General features: G+C 61.9%; 9 protein-coding genes. 3 read left to right on the top strand and 6 right to left on the bottom strand.

Translation table 11 applies throughout. The annotated features are described in order from the left end of the window. The first annotated feature begins 35 nt into the window (after window positions 1-35). Entirely contained in the window at window positions 36-1,379 is a 1,344-nt protein-coding gene (locus OK411_RS15695) for a cation:proton antiporter (protein WP_136492651.1), read from the top strand. Window positions 1,380-1,406: 27 nt separating this feature from the next. Then, window positions 1,407-1,856 carry a hypothetical protein gene (locus OK411_RS15700; protein WP_241196164.1) on the top strand — a complete coding sequence of 150 codons (450 nt, stop codon included), beginning with the start codon at window positions 1,407-1,409 and terminating at the stop codon, window positions 1,854-1,856. 250 nt (window positions 1,857-2,106) lie between these two features. Here the strand turns inward: OK411_RS15700 and OK411_RS15705 are convergent, their stop codons facing one another. The 4 genes from OK411_RS15705 to OK411_RS15720 all read right to left on the bottom strand — a co-directional run bounded on the left by OK411_RS15705 (window position 2,107) and on the right by OK411_RS15720 (window position 8,610). Next, window positions 2,107-2,640 (bottom strand): hypothetical protein, encoded by a 534-nt coding sequence (locus OK411_RS15705; protein WP_016774826.1) that lies wholly within the window; start codon window positions 2,638-2,640, stop codon window positions 2,107-2,109. 78 nt (window positions 2,641-2,718) lie between these two features. After that, window positions 2,719-4,638 (bottom strand): PAS domain-containing sensor histidine kinase, encoded by a 1,920-nt coding sequence (locus OK411_RS15710; protein ID WP_136492650.1) that lies wholly within the window; start codon window positions 4,636-4,638, stop codon window positions 2,719-2,721. After that, on the bottom strand, window positions 4,631-6,961 hold the full coding sequence (locus tag OK411_RS15715) for an ATP-dependent DNA helicase (RefSeq protein ID WP_264365322.1): 2,331 nt from the start codon (window positions 6,959-6,961) through the stop codon (window positions 4,631-4,633). The genes OK411_RS15710 and OK411_RS15715 overlap by 8 nt, the downstream gene beginning before the upstream one ends. Beyond that, entirely contained in the window at window positions 6,958-8,610 is a 1,653-nt protein-coding gene (locus tag OK411_RS15720) for a VRR-NUC domain-containing protein (RefSeq protein WP_217878237.1), read from the bottom strand. The genes OK411_RS15715 and OK411_RS15720 overlap by 4 nt, the downstream gene beginning before the upstream one ends. Window positions 8,611-8,805: 195 nt before the next feature. On the opposite strand from OK411_RS15720, the gene OK411_RS15725 reads away from it, so the two are divergent. Continuing rightward, a complete protein-coding gene (locus OK411_RS15725) occupies window positions 8,806-9,030 on the top strand; it encodes a YgdI/YgdR family lipoprotein (RefSeq protein WP_016774830.1) in 225 nt (74 codons plus the stop codon). 229 nt (window positions 9,031-9,259) lie between these two features. Here OK411_RS15725 and OK411_RS15730 read toward each other — a convergent pair whose 3' ends face one another. Beyond that, the gene (locus tag OK411_RS15730) at window positions 9,260-11,113 is read right to left on the bottom strand and encodes a polyurethanase (RefSeq protein ID WP_217879909.1); all 1,854 of its coding nucleotides are present in this window, start codon (window positions 11,111-11,113) and stop codon (window positions 9,260-9,262) included. Window positions 11,114-11,434: 321 nt separating this feature from the next. Next, window positions 11,435-14,512, bottom strand: coding sequence for an autotransporter serine protease (locus tag OK411_RS15735; protein WP_264365323.1), 3,078 nt, complete (start codon window positions 14,510-14,512; stop codon window positions 11,435-11,437). Between the last annotated feature and the right edge of the window lie 100 nt (window positions 14,513-14,612).

The raw sequence follows: 14,612 nt of genomic DNA on the forward strand, positions 1-14,612 counted from the left end.
CGCCTGCCCTTGAAAATTCGCTGCAGTGAGCGGTCATGAGTTTCGGCGTATGGGTCGCGGTGCTCGGCGCTGTGCTGCTGACGCTGGCCCTGACGTCGTCATGGTTGCGCTGGATGCCGGTCACCACCTCGGCGGTGTGCCTGCTGCTGGGCATCGCCATCGGCCCCAGCGGCCTCGACCTGCTGCAATTGCCGCTGGAAGAATCGTCGTTGTGGATGGAGCATCTGACGGAAGTCGCGGTGCTGTTTTCCTTGTTCGTCTGCGGTTTGAAATTGCGCCTGCCGCTGGGCAACAAGACCTGGCGCATCGCTTTTGGTCTGGCCGGGCCGGTGATGATTCTGAGCATTATCGGCGTGTGTCTGCTGTTGCACTGGGGCCTGCAATTGCCGTGGGGGCCTTCCCTGCTGATCGGCGCGATTCTGGCCCCGACCGACCCGGTGCTCGCCGCGCTTGTGCAGGTCAATGATGCGCAGGACGTCGACAGCGTGCGGTTCGGCCTCTCCGGTGAAGCCGGGCTCAACGATGGCGTGGCCTTCCCTTTCGTGATTCTCGGTTTGCTGTTGCTGCACGGTGACGGTAGCGCCGGCGAGTGGCAGCACTGGGTGGTTCGCAGCCTTTTGTGGGCGGTGCCGGCGGGTTTGCTCACCGGTTACTGGATGGGCCGTGGCATCGGCCGGATCGCCCTGCTGCTGCGCATTCACAACGAGGACAGCACCCTCGGCCCCAACGATTACCTGACCCTCGCGCTGATCGCGCTGTCCTACGTGGTCGCCGACGCCATTGGCGGCTACGGCTTTCTTGCGGTCTTCGCTGCTGGCCTGGGCCTGCGTCAGGAGGAAGTCAAATCTACGGGCATCACCCAGGCACCTGCCGAGCATCTGGTGCAGCCGGTGGTCGGTCATCAGAACGTCGAACCGCAGAACGCCGTGCATGGCGATACCGAGCAACTGGAAGACAGCCAGGTTGCAGCGGGGATCATGATGGGCGACATGCTGGCGTTCGGCAGTCTGGTCGAGCGGGCGATGGAAGTGTTTCTGGTGACCCTGCTCGGCGTCGTGCTGATAGCGCACTGGGACTGGCGGGCGTTGTGGATCGGCGCGGTGCTGTTCTGCCTGATTCGCCCGCTGAGCGTGGCACTGATGCCGTGGGGCAATCTGCTCAGCGGGCCGCAGCGTTTATTGATCGGATGGTTTGGCATTCGCGGCATCGGCAGCCTGTTCTATCTGTTCTTCGCCCTGAACCACGGCCTGGATTCAGACGTTGCCAAGGTCTGCACCGACATCACTTTGTCGGTGGTGGCCCTGAGCATTCTGCTGCATGGCATCAGCACACAACCGATGCTGGCGCGCTATGAACGCCTGAAGCAACGAAAAAGCTGATTCTTCGACCGCTGCGCTTGGCTGGAAATGATCGAAGATTTTTCTGCAAAAAAATGGATCGCCGGGCGCGACCCAAGGGTCACAACTTTAACCGCGCCAATCATCAGCGCGGCCCGGCAGGTTAGGTTCCCCTGCGGTGAACAGCCTATTAAACGGAACCCCGACACAAACAAGGTCACGGTCATGAACGAATGCTCGACTCCTGCGCAAATCAAGGCTTGCAGAGCACTGGCTCTGGAACGCAATCGTCAACTGTTCGAAGAAGCCCACGAACTGAACCGAGCGGCCAACGCGCTGCTGGAACAGACGCCGACCGACTTCGAACGCTTTGAGCAATACCGGGCACTGCGCAAGAAAGCCGATGCGAAATTTGAAGATGCGATTGATCATCTGTGTGTGCTGAATGAGGATTTCCCGCCGATTCCGGCGGCGGTGCAGAATGCTGTAACTGCGCGGCGTGAGCTGGAAACTGCGTAATAAAAGTCAAAAGCCCCTCACCCTAGCCCTCTCCCGGAGGGAGAGGGGACTGACCGAGGTGTTCTCACGTGCTACACCGACCTGGCATACCGCGCCGAATGTAGATTTTGAAAAGCATGAAGATCGGCTCCCTTTCCCCCTCGCCCCCTTGGGGGCGGTCCGACGTTTCGGGAGGGCTGGGGTGAGGGGGTAAGATCTCACAGACACCACAAAATCCAGCGCCTGTCCCCTGCCCCCTGACCAATCCACCTCAAGGATTGGTCACTTGAATAAACACCGCATACACCCCCAACATCACCCAGAACGTCGCAAAGATCCAAGGCGTGCGCACCGAGAACAGCAGCGACTTGCGATAGCCCTTGTGGCTCGATTCCATTTCGCTGAACAGCGGCGACTCGTCATACGCCGCGCCCATTACCGGCTCGCTGTGCAGCAACTGGCTTTGTTTGAAGTGCCAATGATCGATGATGTCGTACGCCGCACGAATCCCCGGCCAGGCGTTCAGTGAGCTGAGCACCCCGAGCAGCGCGAGAAACGGCGGCACGACGAGGGTGAACATCTTGCCCCACTCCGGATTGAGGTTGGCCATGCACGAGGCGAAAGCGATCACCAGGAACGACTGCGCCGCGAGGTAGGCGTCGGTGCGGTTGGCGAGGATGCTGGTTTCGTATTGGATTTCCCGGCGATAGAAATCCAGCCGCTCCTTGGGTGAGCCAAACATCTTGGCGTCGTGTTCGGCCAAGGCTTCTTCAACAGCGCTTGGCTGGGTCAATATGCGAGACAAGAGACGTGCCCTCCAAAAGTGAACAAGACTTTTGGAAAGGCACGCGTCAGCACTAGTTCAGCCGGATCGACCAGCGCGTCACTTCATCGATTGGGCGATGATCTGCACCAGACTCGCTTGGGTGAACGGTTTCGGCAGACGCGGCAGTTGAGCGGCAAAACCTTCCAGACGTTCGGCATATCCAGTGGCGAGAATGATCGGCAGATCCGGCTTGAGCATGCGCAAGGCATGGGCCATTTGCGCGCCGCTCATTTTTGGCATGGCCATGTCGGTGATCACCAGATCAATGACTTCGCCCTGATCGAACAGCGCCAGCGCTTGGGCGCCGGAGGTCGCGCCGATGACGCGATGGCCGAGGTCTTCCAGCAACAGACTGGTGCTGGTCAGCACCAGCGAATCGTCATCGACCACCAGCACGCTGAGTCGCGGTACTGCGATCGGCGCTGCGTTGCTGTACGCCGGGCGACTGGCCGTACGCTCAAGCGCTACCGGAATCCACAGCTCGGCCGCCGTACCCTGGCCCTTCTCGCTTTTCAGAATAAAGCGCCCGCCCAACTGCTCGATGAAGCCGTGCACCATCGACAAGCCCAGCCCGGTGCCTTTGCCCAGGCCTTTGGTGGTGAAGAATGGGTCACGGGCGCAGGCCAGCGTGGCTTCGTCCATGCCTTCGCCGCTGTCGATCAGGCTCAAACACACGTAACGCCCCGCCGCGAGGGTCGAATGAGTTTGTTCCAGCACCACTTCGGCTTGCGCCTGAATGATCACCGTGCCGCCGTCGGGCATGGCATCGCGGGCATTGGTGGCGAGATTGAGGATCGCCAGTTCCAGCTGATTGCTATCGGCCAGCACTGGCTGCAGGTCGTCGGGAAAGCGTGTTTCGATGCGAATCCCCGGCCCCAGCGAACTGCGCAGCAGCCCGGTGATGCCTTGCACCAATTGCGGGATATCCACCGATTCGGTCTTCAGTTCCTGGCGCCGGGCGAAGGCCAGCATACGCTGGGTCAGCGACACACCGCGCAAGGCGCCTTGGGTGGCGTTTTCCAGCAGTCGAGCGATTTTCGGCGCGTCGCCGATGCGTTTCTGCACGATCTCGAGGTTGCCGAGAATCACCGTCAGCAGGTTGTTGAAGTCATGGGCGATACCGCCGCTGAGTTGGCCGATCGCCTGCATCTTCTGCGCCTGGAACAACGCCTCGCGGGTCTTTTCCAGGGCCTGCTGTGCTTCGTGGGCCTCGGTGACATCGCGGGTGATCTTGGCGAAGCCGAGCAACGCGCCGGTGTCGCCGCGAATCGCATCGACCACTACGTGGGCAAGAAAGCGCGTGCCGTCCTTGCGCATCCGCCAGCTGCGGTTCTCGAAGCGGCCTTCGCGGGTGGCAATCTCCAGCGAACGCTGCGGCTCGCCGAGTTCGCGGTCTTCGGGGGTGTAGAAAATCGAAAAATGCTGGCCGATGATCTCTTCCGGCAAATAGCCCTTGATGCGCTGCGCGCCCTGGTTCCAGTTGCTGACGCAGCCTTCGGGGCTGAGCATGTAGATCGCGTAATCGGTGACGCCCTGCACCAGCAGGCGGAACTGCTGTTCGCTTTGCTTGAGGGTTTCCTCGGCCATTTTGCGGTCGGTGAGGTCACGGGTGATCTTGGCGAAACCGAGCAGTTCGCCGTTGGGGTCGATGATCGGATCGATCACCACGTGCGACCAGAAGTGCGTGCCGTCCTTGCGCACGCGCCAGCCCTCGCCTTCGAAGCGACCTTCACGGATCGCTGTGTCCAGCGCCCGTTGCGGCATGCCGTTGGCGCGGTCTTCCGGGGTATAGAAGCGCGAGAAGTGCTCGCCGATGATTTCCGCTTCTTCATAACCTTTGAAGCGTTTGGCGCCGGAGTTCCAACTGGTGATGGTACCGTCGGGGTCGATCATGTAGATCGCATAGTCGACAACCGCGTCGATCAACAGCCGGAAACGGCTGTCTTCGATCGCTGCGGTTCTGTTGTTCTCACTCATCACACTCACCAGCCACTGTCATGGGCTGAAGTATGCGTGAATCCGTCGATTTGAAAAGCGCCGGTTCGCTTTTGATCGCCCACCAGCGCGGCAGCAGTTGCTGGATGCGGCTCTCGGCAAAGCGGTCGTCGATCAGCATGACCGTGCCGCGATCCTCACGGGTGCGAATCACCCGCCCGGCGGCTTGTACGACTTTTTGCATGCCCGGGTACAGATAGGTGTAATCGTAGCCGGCGCCAAAAATGGCGGCCATGCGCCGCTTCATCTGCTCGTTGACCGGGTTGAGCTGCGCCAGCCCCAGCGTGGCGATGAACGCACCGATCAACCGCGCACCGGGCAAATCGATGCCCTCGCCAAACGCGCCGCCCAACACCGCAAACCCGACGCCCTGGCTGTCGGCGCTGAACTGGTCGAGAAACGCCTGCCGCGCGCCCTCGGCCATGCCCCGCGATTGCAGCCACTGAGTGATGTGCGGATGGCGCTCGGCCAATAAGGTCGCGACCTGTTGCAGGTAATCGAAACTGCTGAAGAACGCCAGATAATTGCCCGGGCGCTCGCTGAACTGACGGGCGATCAGCTCGACGATCGGCTCCAGCGAGGCCTGGCGATGGTTAAAACGCGTGGAGATCTGGCTGACGATGTGCACCTGCAACTGCTCGGCGCTGAAAGGCGATTCGACGTCGATGCACACCGTATCGGCGGGCGTGCCGAGCAGGTCGGCGTAATAGTTGCGCGGGCTCAGCGTGGCCGAGAACAGCACGCTGCTGCGCGCCGCGGTCAGGCGCGGGCCGATGAACGCCGCCGGCACCACGTTGCGCAGGCACAGTTGCGACAGTGGACGCTTGCGGTCGAGGTCGCGTTTGCTGATATCGAACAGGTAATGCTCGTCGTACAGCTCGGCGACCCGGGCAAATTGCAGCAAGTCGAAATAGAAGTTCTGCAGACCGCTGTCGAGGCCTTGCGGATGTTCGTTGAGGTAATCGCCAATGGCCGCGCAACACAGCGAGATGGCGTGCAGGAGCTTGTCCGGCGCCTTGTCGTACGCCTGATACGCCGCCAGTTGCGGCGCATGCAGCGCGTTCCATTCGCGGTTGACCCGTTGCAGGGCACTCTTCAGCGCTGCGGGCGCGGTTTTGCGCACGCTGGCGAGGGTGAACTGGTCGAGGCTGGCGCTGTACATCTGCCGGCCGCGCTCGACCAGGTTGTGCGCCTCGTCGGCGAGCACCGCGACTTTCCACTGATTGAGCTGGGCCAGACCGAACAGCAGCGCGCTGAAGTCGAAGTAATAGTTGTAGTCGGCAACCACCACATCCGCCCAACGGGACATTTCCTGACTCAGGTAGTACGGGCACACGCTGTGCTGCGCGGCGACTTCGCGCATCGCCGCCTGATCGAGCAGGTTGATGCGGCTGGCCGCTTCGCGGGCGGCCGGCAAGCGATCATAAAAACCTTGGGCCAACGGGCAGGATTCGCCATGACAGGCTTTGTCCGGGTGTTCGCAGGCCTTGTCGCGAGCAACCATTTCCATCACCCGCAGCGGCAAGTCCGGCGTTTGCCTGAACAACACCTGGCTGGCATCCAGCGCCAGCTTGCGTCCGGGAGTCTTGGCGGTGAGAAAGAACACCTTGTCCAGTTGCTGCGGCGCCAAGGCCTTGAGCATCGGAAACAGCGTGCCAAGGGTTTTGCCGATGCCGGTCGGCGCCTGGGCCATGAGGCAGCGGCCGGTGCTGACGGCTTTGAACACTGATTCGGCCAGATGCCGTTGGCCGGGACGAAAATCCGCGTGCGGGAACGCCAGTTGCTGCGCGGCCAGATTGCGCGCTTCGCGATGGGCCATTTCCTGCTCGGCCCATTGCAGGAACAAAGCGCACTGCTGCGCGAAAAACCCCTGAAGCGACTCGGCGCTGTGGGATTCAACCAGGCAGGTTTCCTTTTCGCTGACGACGTCGAAATACACCAGCGCCAGATTGATCTGCTGCAGTTGCAGTTTCTGGCACATCAACCAGCCGTAGATTTTCGCCTGCGCCCAGTGCAATTGGCGGTGATTGACCGGTTGCTTGCTCAGGTCGCCGCGATAGGTTTTGACTTCTTCCAGGCAGTTTTGCGCCGGATCGTAGCCATCCGCCCTGCCCTTGACCTTCAGTTCGCCGAATTCGCCTTGCAGCGCCACTTCGCTCTGGTACTGCTCGCTGCGCCGCGAGGCCACGGTGCGATGGCCGACGATGCCTTCCAGCGCGGTCGGTGACGGGGTGAAGCGCAGGTCGAGGTCGCCGGTCTTGGCGGTGAACTCGCACAGTGCACGCACGGCAACGCTGTAGCTCAAGCGCTCTGCTCCGCCCATTGCACGTAACACACGGCCACCGGCATTTGATGCTCGTGGCAGAACTCCAGCCAGCGCAGCTGATTGTCCTGCAAGCGGTCGCCGGGGCCTTTGACTTCGATCATGCGGTAGGTCTTGTGCTGCGGCCAGAACTGGATCAGGTCCGGCATGCCGGCACGGTTGGCCTTGATGTCGAGCAGCAATCGGTTGAACCAGTGTTTCAGGTGTTCGGCGGGCAGACAGGCCAGCGCCTGTTCCAGCAAGTCTTCGTTGAGCGCGCCCCAGAACACGAACGGCGACTGGATGCCCCACTTGTCGACGAAGCGCTGGCGGATGGTCTCGGCGTAGCGGCCGTCATCGAGTTCGCCCAGGCAGGCCTGGAACAGCTCGGCGCGGCGCTCGAGGAAGTCTTCGCTGAGCAGATCCACCGGGCCGCGCTGGAACGGGTGGAAAAACGCACCCGGCAACGGCGCGAAGATCGCCGGCCAGCACAACAGGCCGAACAGCGAATTGATCAGGCTGTTCTCGACGTAATGCACCGGGCCGTCATCGGCGTGCAAGTGCGCTTGCACATGAAACTCCACCGACCGCGCCGGATCGATGCGCGGCAAGTGCAAGTCGAGGCGCTCGACCTCTCGGGCCTTGGCACGCTTGAGCGGCGGGCCACCGAGTTTGCGCCGCAGGCGCGGGACGATGCGCTGCAAGCCTTGCTGCTCGGCCGCGCTTTGCGGTGCCTGTTCGGCCAGCGTGCCGAGTTCCAGCGCCAGTGCATATTCACCGCAACGCTCGAGCACACGGATCATGCGCAGCCGTGCGCCCGGATAAGCGCACTCGCGGTAAACACTCAGGGCCAGCGCAAAGTCGCCGATGCGCTCGGCGTACTGGCCGATCTGGAACAACGCTTTGGCTTGTCGGCGGCGCAGCCACGGGTTGTCGAATTGCACGGCGTTGATCTGTTCGACGATCTCGTCCAGCGCTTCACCGGCTTCGAAGCGCAACTGGCATTGATGCAGGAACAGGCAGGCGTCGACGTCTTCGCGGCTGCGCAGGCCTCGGGAGTCGGTGCAGAACTCGACTTTTTCATAAGTGAAGATGCCCAGGTCGGCCAGCACGAACTCCGACCAGTCCTGATACAGATTGCCGAAGAACATCAGGCGCAGGCGATCGCACAGGTCCATCAGGGTCAGGCTGAACAGCCGATCAGCCAGTTGCGGGGCCCAGGCGCGCAGGGTTTGCGCGTCGGTGAACTGTTCGGTCAGCACCGGCAGCCACTCGTCCTTGCGCCCTTTCGGTTGACCGATAAAAGAGCCGAACGCTTGCAGGAGCTCGGCCTTGAGCAAGACATCGAACAGCTCCGCCAGCGTCAGCACGGCGTGTTCGTCGAGCCAGCCGTGGTCGAGCAACGGCTGCGCCGCCTCGGCAATGTCGCCGATTTCCAGATAATTGAGTTTGCTCGCGCGAAAGTGAATGCCCTTGCGCATGACCATGCGCACCAGCAATCCCTGCGAGGCTTGCGGCAGCGTGTTGAAGTCGCGGATGAAGCCGTGCTCGCTCTCGCTCATCACATCGGCATAGCGAAGTCCAAGCCAATCAAGCACTTGCCGGAAGTTGTTAAGGTAATAGAACGGATCGTCGAGAGGGTTGGAGGTCACGGGAATTCAAAGCCACGGCAAGCGAACACTGGTTATGCGTACAGATAACAGCTCAGCCCTGCCCGGCGCAAACGGAAAAAGATCAATGGCATTTTTTCGCGCCACCATCGAACTTTTCCGCCGCTGCTGGCACCAACCGCGTTACAGGGCCGACAATGCCCGCAATCACATTCAAGCAAGGAGTCAGAGGTGGGTATGAAAATCAAGATGCTGGGCATTCCTGTAGCGGTCGCCGCCCTGTTGGCGCTGGGCGGCTGTTCGACCCAGACCGTGGTGACGTTGCAGAACGGCACCCAGTACCTGACCGAGGACATGCCGAAGACCGAGACCGAGGACGGTTTCTATGAGTTCGAGGATATTTCCGGCGCCAAGGTCAAGGTTCGCGCCGATGAAGTCGCGACCGTGCGCAAGGAAGACTGACTTGGCCTGAATGATCGTTCCCATGCGCAGCAAAGTAATGCCTCCACGGACGCTCCGCGTTCGGCTCTCGAGTGGGACGCAGAGCGTCCCGGGCTGCATTCCCACGCGGAGCGTGGGAACGATCACATCGCAGCCTTCGGCAGCTCCTGGTAAAGATTTGTGAACGACACAGATCCAGTGTGGGAGCGAGCCTGCTCGCGAAGGGGCCGGCACAGGCCCCGCATCAACCTCAGGCGATAACCACCCCGTCGGCGCTCAAACTCCCCAGCGCCACCCCTACCAACGTCACCGAATCCCCACCAAACGTCAGCACAGTATCCTGCCCGACCGCCGACGCATGGGCGCGGAAATCTTCTCCCGGCAACACCCCCTCCACGCCAAGAAACACCAGTTTGTCATCGGCCGTATAGCCAACCACACGATCCTGGCCAAACGCGCCATTGAACAGAAACGTATCCGCCCCGCCGCCCGATTCCAGCAGGTCATTGCCAGCACCACCGACAAACACGTCATTGCCCGCACCGCCGAGCAAATGATCATTGCCCTCCAGCCCGAACAGCCAGTCACCGCCGGCATGCGCCTTGAGCATGTCAGCACTGGCCGTGCCTTTTACGCTCGATTCATAAGCGGTGAGATTACTGCCGACTTTCAATCCCGTGGTCGTGACGCTGTGCAGCACGTCGTCCTTGAACACGCCCCAGAGAAACCCCGGCTCTTTGCTGGCGATGCTGCCAATGTCACGGGTGATGCTGATCCCGCCGTCGGCATCGCGGATGTACAGGTTGCCAGCGCCGTCGTTGGCGAAATCGAAGTTCTTCACCGTCTGCTGCAAGTCGAGGGTGTTGCTGCCCTGCCCGCCCAGAATGATGTTGTAGCCGCCGCTGTCACGGAAGCTGTCATTGCCGGCGCGGCCTTCCAAATAGTCATTGCCGCTGCCGCCCTGGATCAGGTCGTTGCCGTCACTGCCAATGATGAACGTGCTGCCTTTGTGGGTTTCGGCGTTGCGGTTGAGGTCCTGCACCCACGTGCTGGCCCGCGCCGGGTCGGACAGGTTGGCGACGATGATCGTCGAGTCGCGGCTGGTCAGGTCGTAGAACTTCGATTCCAGCACGCGGGTCATGCCGTCGCCGTAGCCAGTGGGCAGGTGCGAAATCCACGTCGGGATATTCAGGATCGAATACGGCAGCACGTTCCAGGCGTTCGAGGCGTAGTGGTCGTTGAAGCTGACGATGTTGTCGGTGGTCGAGGCATGCGGCGCGTCGTGCACGCCCACTGAAGCGCTGCTGAAAGTCGAGCCGTCGAGGGCGCGAAACACCGGGTCGTTTTCGTAGCCGATATTCAGCACCTTGTCGCCGCTGCTTTGCGTCGGCGAGGCGTAGGCGATGTAATTGGAATCAGCGAAAAACCCGTCCCACTTGCCGCCGCTCAGATCGGCCATGCTGTTCACCGCCAGACCGCCAAGGCTGTGGCCGCTGACCAGCACATCCTTGCCGCTGAGGCCGTTGGCCCGGGCGAATGCGACGACATCGTAGAGCAGATTGCCGAAGGCTTCGCCGACGTAGTTTTTTGCGTAATCGGCCGGGCCGAATGCCGCGAGCAGATCGTTGATCACGTCGCCAATCGAATCACCGATGAGGATTTCGCGCGGGCCGCTGGTGCCGCGAAAGGCGATCCCCAGTTCGGTGAGGTGACCCTGAGCGTCGTACTTGCCGAGGATTTCCACTTGCGCGCTGGTGTAGCCGGCCTTCTCGCCGAAGAATGTCCCGCGTGCATCGGTCTTGCCGTCGTAGCCCAATTGCGCGGCGCTGATCGGCGTCCAGCCGGCCTTTTGCACGGCCTCCAGGGCGAGTTTTTCCGAATCGGGATTCCACGGGATACCGGGGATCACTCCTTGCGAATCGGTGCCGCCAATCAGCGCGGTAACCAGCGTCGCCGGCAGACCGAGGCCGAAGCCGTTGTGCTGGTAACCGGCGGCGAAGCCGTTATCGAGGTTGTGATAGGAATACAGCGTGATCGCCATGGCATCGCTGAACAGCGCCGCGGAATCGGCTGTGCCGAAGTTCTTGTAGTCGTATACACCCATTGCCATTGCCTCTCTTGTTGTTGGAATTGTCAGAGATAGCTCACAGCCAGAGCGCGGGGCTCCGGAGCATTCATTACATCGTGCACAGCCTCTGTAGGAACTGCCGAAGGCTGCGATCTTGTGGGACGCAGAGCGTCCCCGGCTGCATTCCCACGCAGAGCGTGGGAACGATCATGTGTACGCCATACCTGTGGGAGCGAGCTTGCTCGCTCCCACATTTGGATCTTCTGCACATTTGGATTTTTGTACTCGAACAATCCCATGAGCAGCGCTCCCTTTTCTTGAAAAACCGGCAGCCCGCAAGGCGCTGCCGGTTACGCCTCAGAACTGCCAGTCTAGGGTCAGACCGACGCCGTGATCTTTCTCGTTCGAGCCGATCAGGCCGTTGTAGTCGAGGTTGACCCGCACGTCGCGATTGAGCGCCAGCCCGGCGCGTACGCCGACCACGGCAGCGTCACGATCCATCGACACGCTCTGCACAGTGAAGGCGCTGTTGCCGTTGGCGAAGGCCAGATGGCTGTCGGCATCGACGCTGCTCAGGTTGTGCTGCCAGCCGAGGCTGGCGCCGAGTTCCAGCTGATGCTTGTCCGACACAGCGAAGCTGCGCTTGGCGCGCACGCCGAGGGTCGACAGCACCACGTCGCGGTTGTCTTCACCACCCTTCAGCGCCGCAGCGTCACCCTTCTCGGTGAAGCTGTCGGTGTTGAGGTGCACGTAGGACAGATTGGCGAACGGCTCCAGGTTCATCGGTTGCAGGCCCAGATCGTAAGTGGCCTCGGTGAACAGTTGCGCGGTGCTCGCGTCACGTTTGGTTTTCTGTTTACCGCTGACGTCGCCGAACTGCAGATCACGCTTCACATCAATGCGATGCCAGCTGTAGGCGCCGCCGACGGTCAGGCGCAACGCGTCGATTTCATGGCCCAGATACGCACCCAAGTGGTAGCTGTCGACCGAGGCCGACGAATGCGTGCCGCTGCCCATGCTCAACGAGCTGTCGCTGTAACCAGTGACGAAACCGAGACGGGTATCTTCAGCAATCAGTCCGTCGACACCAGCCAGCAGCCCGCCGATGGAGCTATTGGAATCGGCATTGTCGTGCCCGCCATCACTCTCGCCCCATGAGCCGAGGACCTTGACCCAGACGTTGCTGCGCTCATCAGTCGGCGCATCGGCGTTGAACAGATCACGCTCACGCAGGCGTTCGCCGACGGCTTCGCGCAGGTAGCGGCTGTCGTTGATCAGCAGCGTGCCGATGGCCGGGTGAATCTCGCCGGACAGCTGTTGAAAGGCCTGCTGCGCCGACGCCGCGTTGGGCGACAGCAACAGGTTTTCGAACAGCGCATTGCCCGCACCCAAACGCTCGGCAGCCGCACCAACGGCGCGTTGGTTCGGCGTCAGACCGACGCTGGCGAACGATGCCTCATTGCGCCCGACCGCCAGCTGAATGCCGCCCGCCGAGTAATCCAGAGTGCCGCCAAGGAAGGCGTAATTCGGCAAGACCTGACCGAAACGCCCTTCAATGCCACCCGCCGCTTGCAGAATGTTGTAGCGAGTGCCGAGCAGGCTTTGCACTTCGCCGGTGCTGAGCAGGGTCGGGCTGTTTTCCAGTGACAGGCTCACCGTGGCGCCGTCGATGACGGCTTTGCCGCCCGCGACGATCTGGTCGCTGCTGGTCGGCGACAGCTCTACGGCGTAGGTCGAACCCGGCGCGAAGGTCACGTCACCGGCGACGTTCAGGGTGCCGATGGAGTTGCCCGGCGCCACCGTACCGCCGCTGTTCACTGCCAGCGCGCCGATGCGGCCATTGCCGCCGAGGATGCCGCCATTGTTGACAGTGACCGCCGATTGCAGCGAACCGTTGATGGCCAGTCGACCCTGATTGACCAGGGTCGGGCCGCTGTAAGTGTTATTGCCGGTCAGCACCAGGGTGCCGATGCCTTGCTTGGTCAGACCGCCGTGGCCGCCGATGTCGTTGCGCCAGGTGTCGAGGCCGCACGTGATATCGCTGCACACCCGCTCGGTCGGTTTGCCCTGATCGATGATCGCGCCGATGCCCGGCAGATCGGCGACAAACTGGCCGGAACCGTAAGCGCCCTGTACGCGGAACTCCTCGGGAATGTCCTGCTCGGTGACGAACATCGCCGGCCCATCGATGGCCTTGCGCAGGTTGATCATGCCCCAGCCGTACAAGGCGTCGATGCCCGGTGCGCCGAGGTCGGTCGCAGTGGTGCGCAACACGCTGGCGACCTGATCGCCGGACATATACGGGAAGCGCTCCATCAACACCGCGATGGAACCGGCCACATGTGGCGCGGCCATCGAGGTGCCGTTGTAGTTTTTGTAGCCGGTGGTCAAGTTGTCGGAGTTGGTGCCTTCGATGATCGAGCTGTAGATCTTGGTGCCCGGCGCCGAGACGCAGTAACTGGCGGTGTAGCCGCAACGCGAGGAGAACGTGCTGATCACGTACGGATTGGCGCTGGCGGTGTCCGGATTCTGCTGCAATGCGGCGACGGTGATCCAGTTCGGCGCGATGTCCGGAACGAAGTAGCCGAGGCCGGCGATGGCATCCGGATTGTTCAGGTTGTAGTCGTTGCCGGCGGCGAAAATGGTGACGATGCCGCTGCGTGCGGCGGCAATCGCGCCGTCGTAGGCGCCGCCGGGTTTGGTGCCGAGCAGCGTGCGGATTTCGTTGAACTGCAACTGCGCGTCGTTGACGGTGAAGTGCGGATACGCCGGATCGCGGCCGCCGAGGTCGAAGCGGTCGGTGATGCCGATGCCCCAGCTGTTGTTGATGATCCGCGCACCGCTGGCGATCAGCGCATCCCAACCGGCCTTGTACACCGCGCCGTCGTTGCCGCGCACGATGCCATCTTCGGGGCCTGGGTCGCCGTTGTCGGCGCTGATGATTTGCGCACCGAATGCGACGCCGTGCATCACCCCGCCGTCGCGACTGCCCGCAGCGATACCGCCGACGTGGGTGCCGTGGGCGCCGAGCTTGCCGTCGGAGCCGACCGAGGGCGAACCGTCATAGCGGAACGCGTCGCCGGCTTTCACCGGAATATACGGGTCGGTGTATTCGCGGATACCGCTGGTGACCAGGGTGACGACTTTGTTACTGCCAGAGAACTCCGGATGCGCGGCGTAGACCGGCTGATCGAAGATGCCCAGTTTCACGCCTTTGCCGGTGTAGCCGGCGGCGTAGGCGTAATCCGCGCCGATCGCGCCCAGGCCCCAGTCGGCCTTGAATTCATTGCTGCGCCAGCTCGACGGATCGCCGCTGCGGCCGTTCTCCACGTAAGGCGCTGCCTGTGCCATCGCACTGGCACAGAGCATGGCGACTGTCAGGGTTTTCAGGGCAAAGCGGCCACCCGATTGCGCGGGGGTATTGTTGTTATCCATCCACGACCTTCCTTAGTGATGTTGCGAAAAATCCGGTTGCCTGTGCTGCCGTTGATCGTTCCCACGCTCTGCGTGGGAATGCCTCTAGGGACGCTCCGCG

Origin of the sequence: Pseudomonas sp. RG1, from assembly GCF_025910115.1 — a bacterium.
GTDB classification, from domain to species: Bacteria; Pseudomonadota; Gammaproteobacteria; order Pseudomonadales; family Pseudomonadaceae; genus Aquipseudomonas; species Aquipseudomonas atacamensis.

What these genes read in the sequence shown, in the direction of transcription:
- OK411_RS15700 (WP_241196164.1), top strand. Translation starts at nt 1,407, where the DNA reads ATGATCGAAGATTTTTCTGCAAAAAAATGGATCGCCGGGCGCGACCCA.
- OK411_RS15735 (WP_264365323.1), bottom strand. Translation starts at nt 14,512, where the DNA reads ATGGATAACAACAATACCCCCGCGCAATCGGGTGGCCGCTTTGCCCTG.
- OK411_RS15730 (WP_217879909.1), bottom strand. Translation starts at nt 11,113, where the DNA reads ATGGGTGTATACGACTACAAGAACTTCGGCACAGCCGATTCCGCGGCG.
- OK411_RS15710 (WP_136492650.1), bottom strand. Translation starts at nt 4,638, where the DNA reads ATGAGTGAGAACAACAGAACCGCAGCGATCGAAGACAGCCGTTTCCGG.
- OK411_RS15695 (WP_136492651.1), top strand. Translation starts at nt 36, where the DNA reads ATGAGTTTCGGCGTATGGGTCGCGGTGCTCGGCGCTGTGCTGCTGACG.
- OK411_RS15725 (WP_016774830.1), top strand. Translation starts at nt 8,806, where the DNA reads ATGAAAATCAAGATGCTGGGCATTCCTGTAGCGGTCGCCGCCCTGTTG.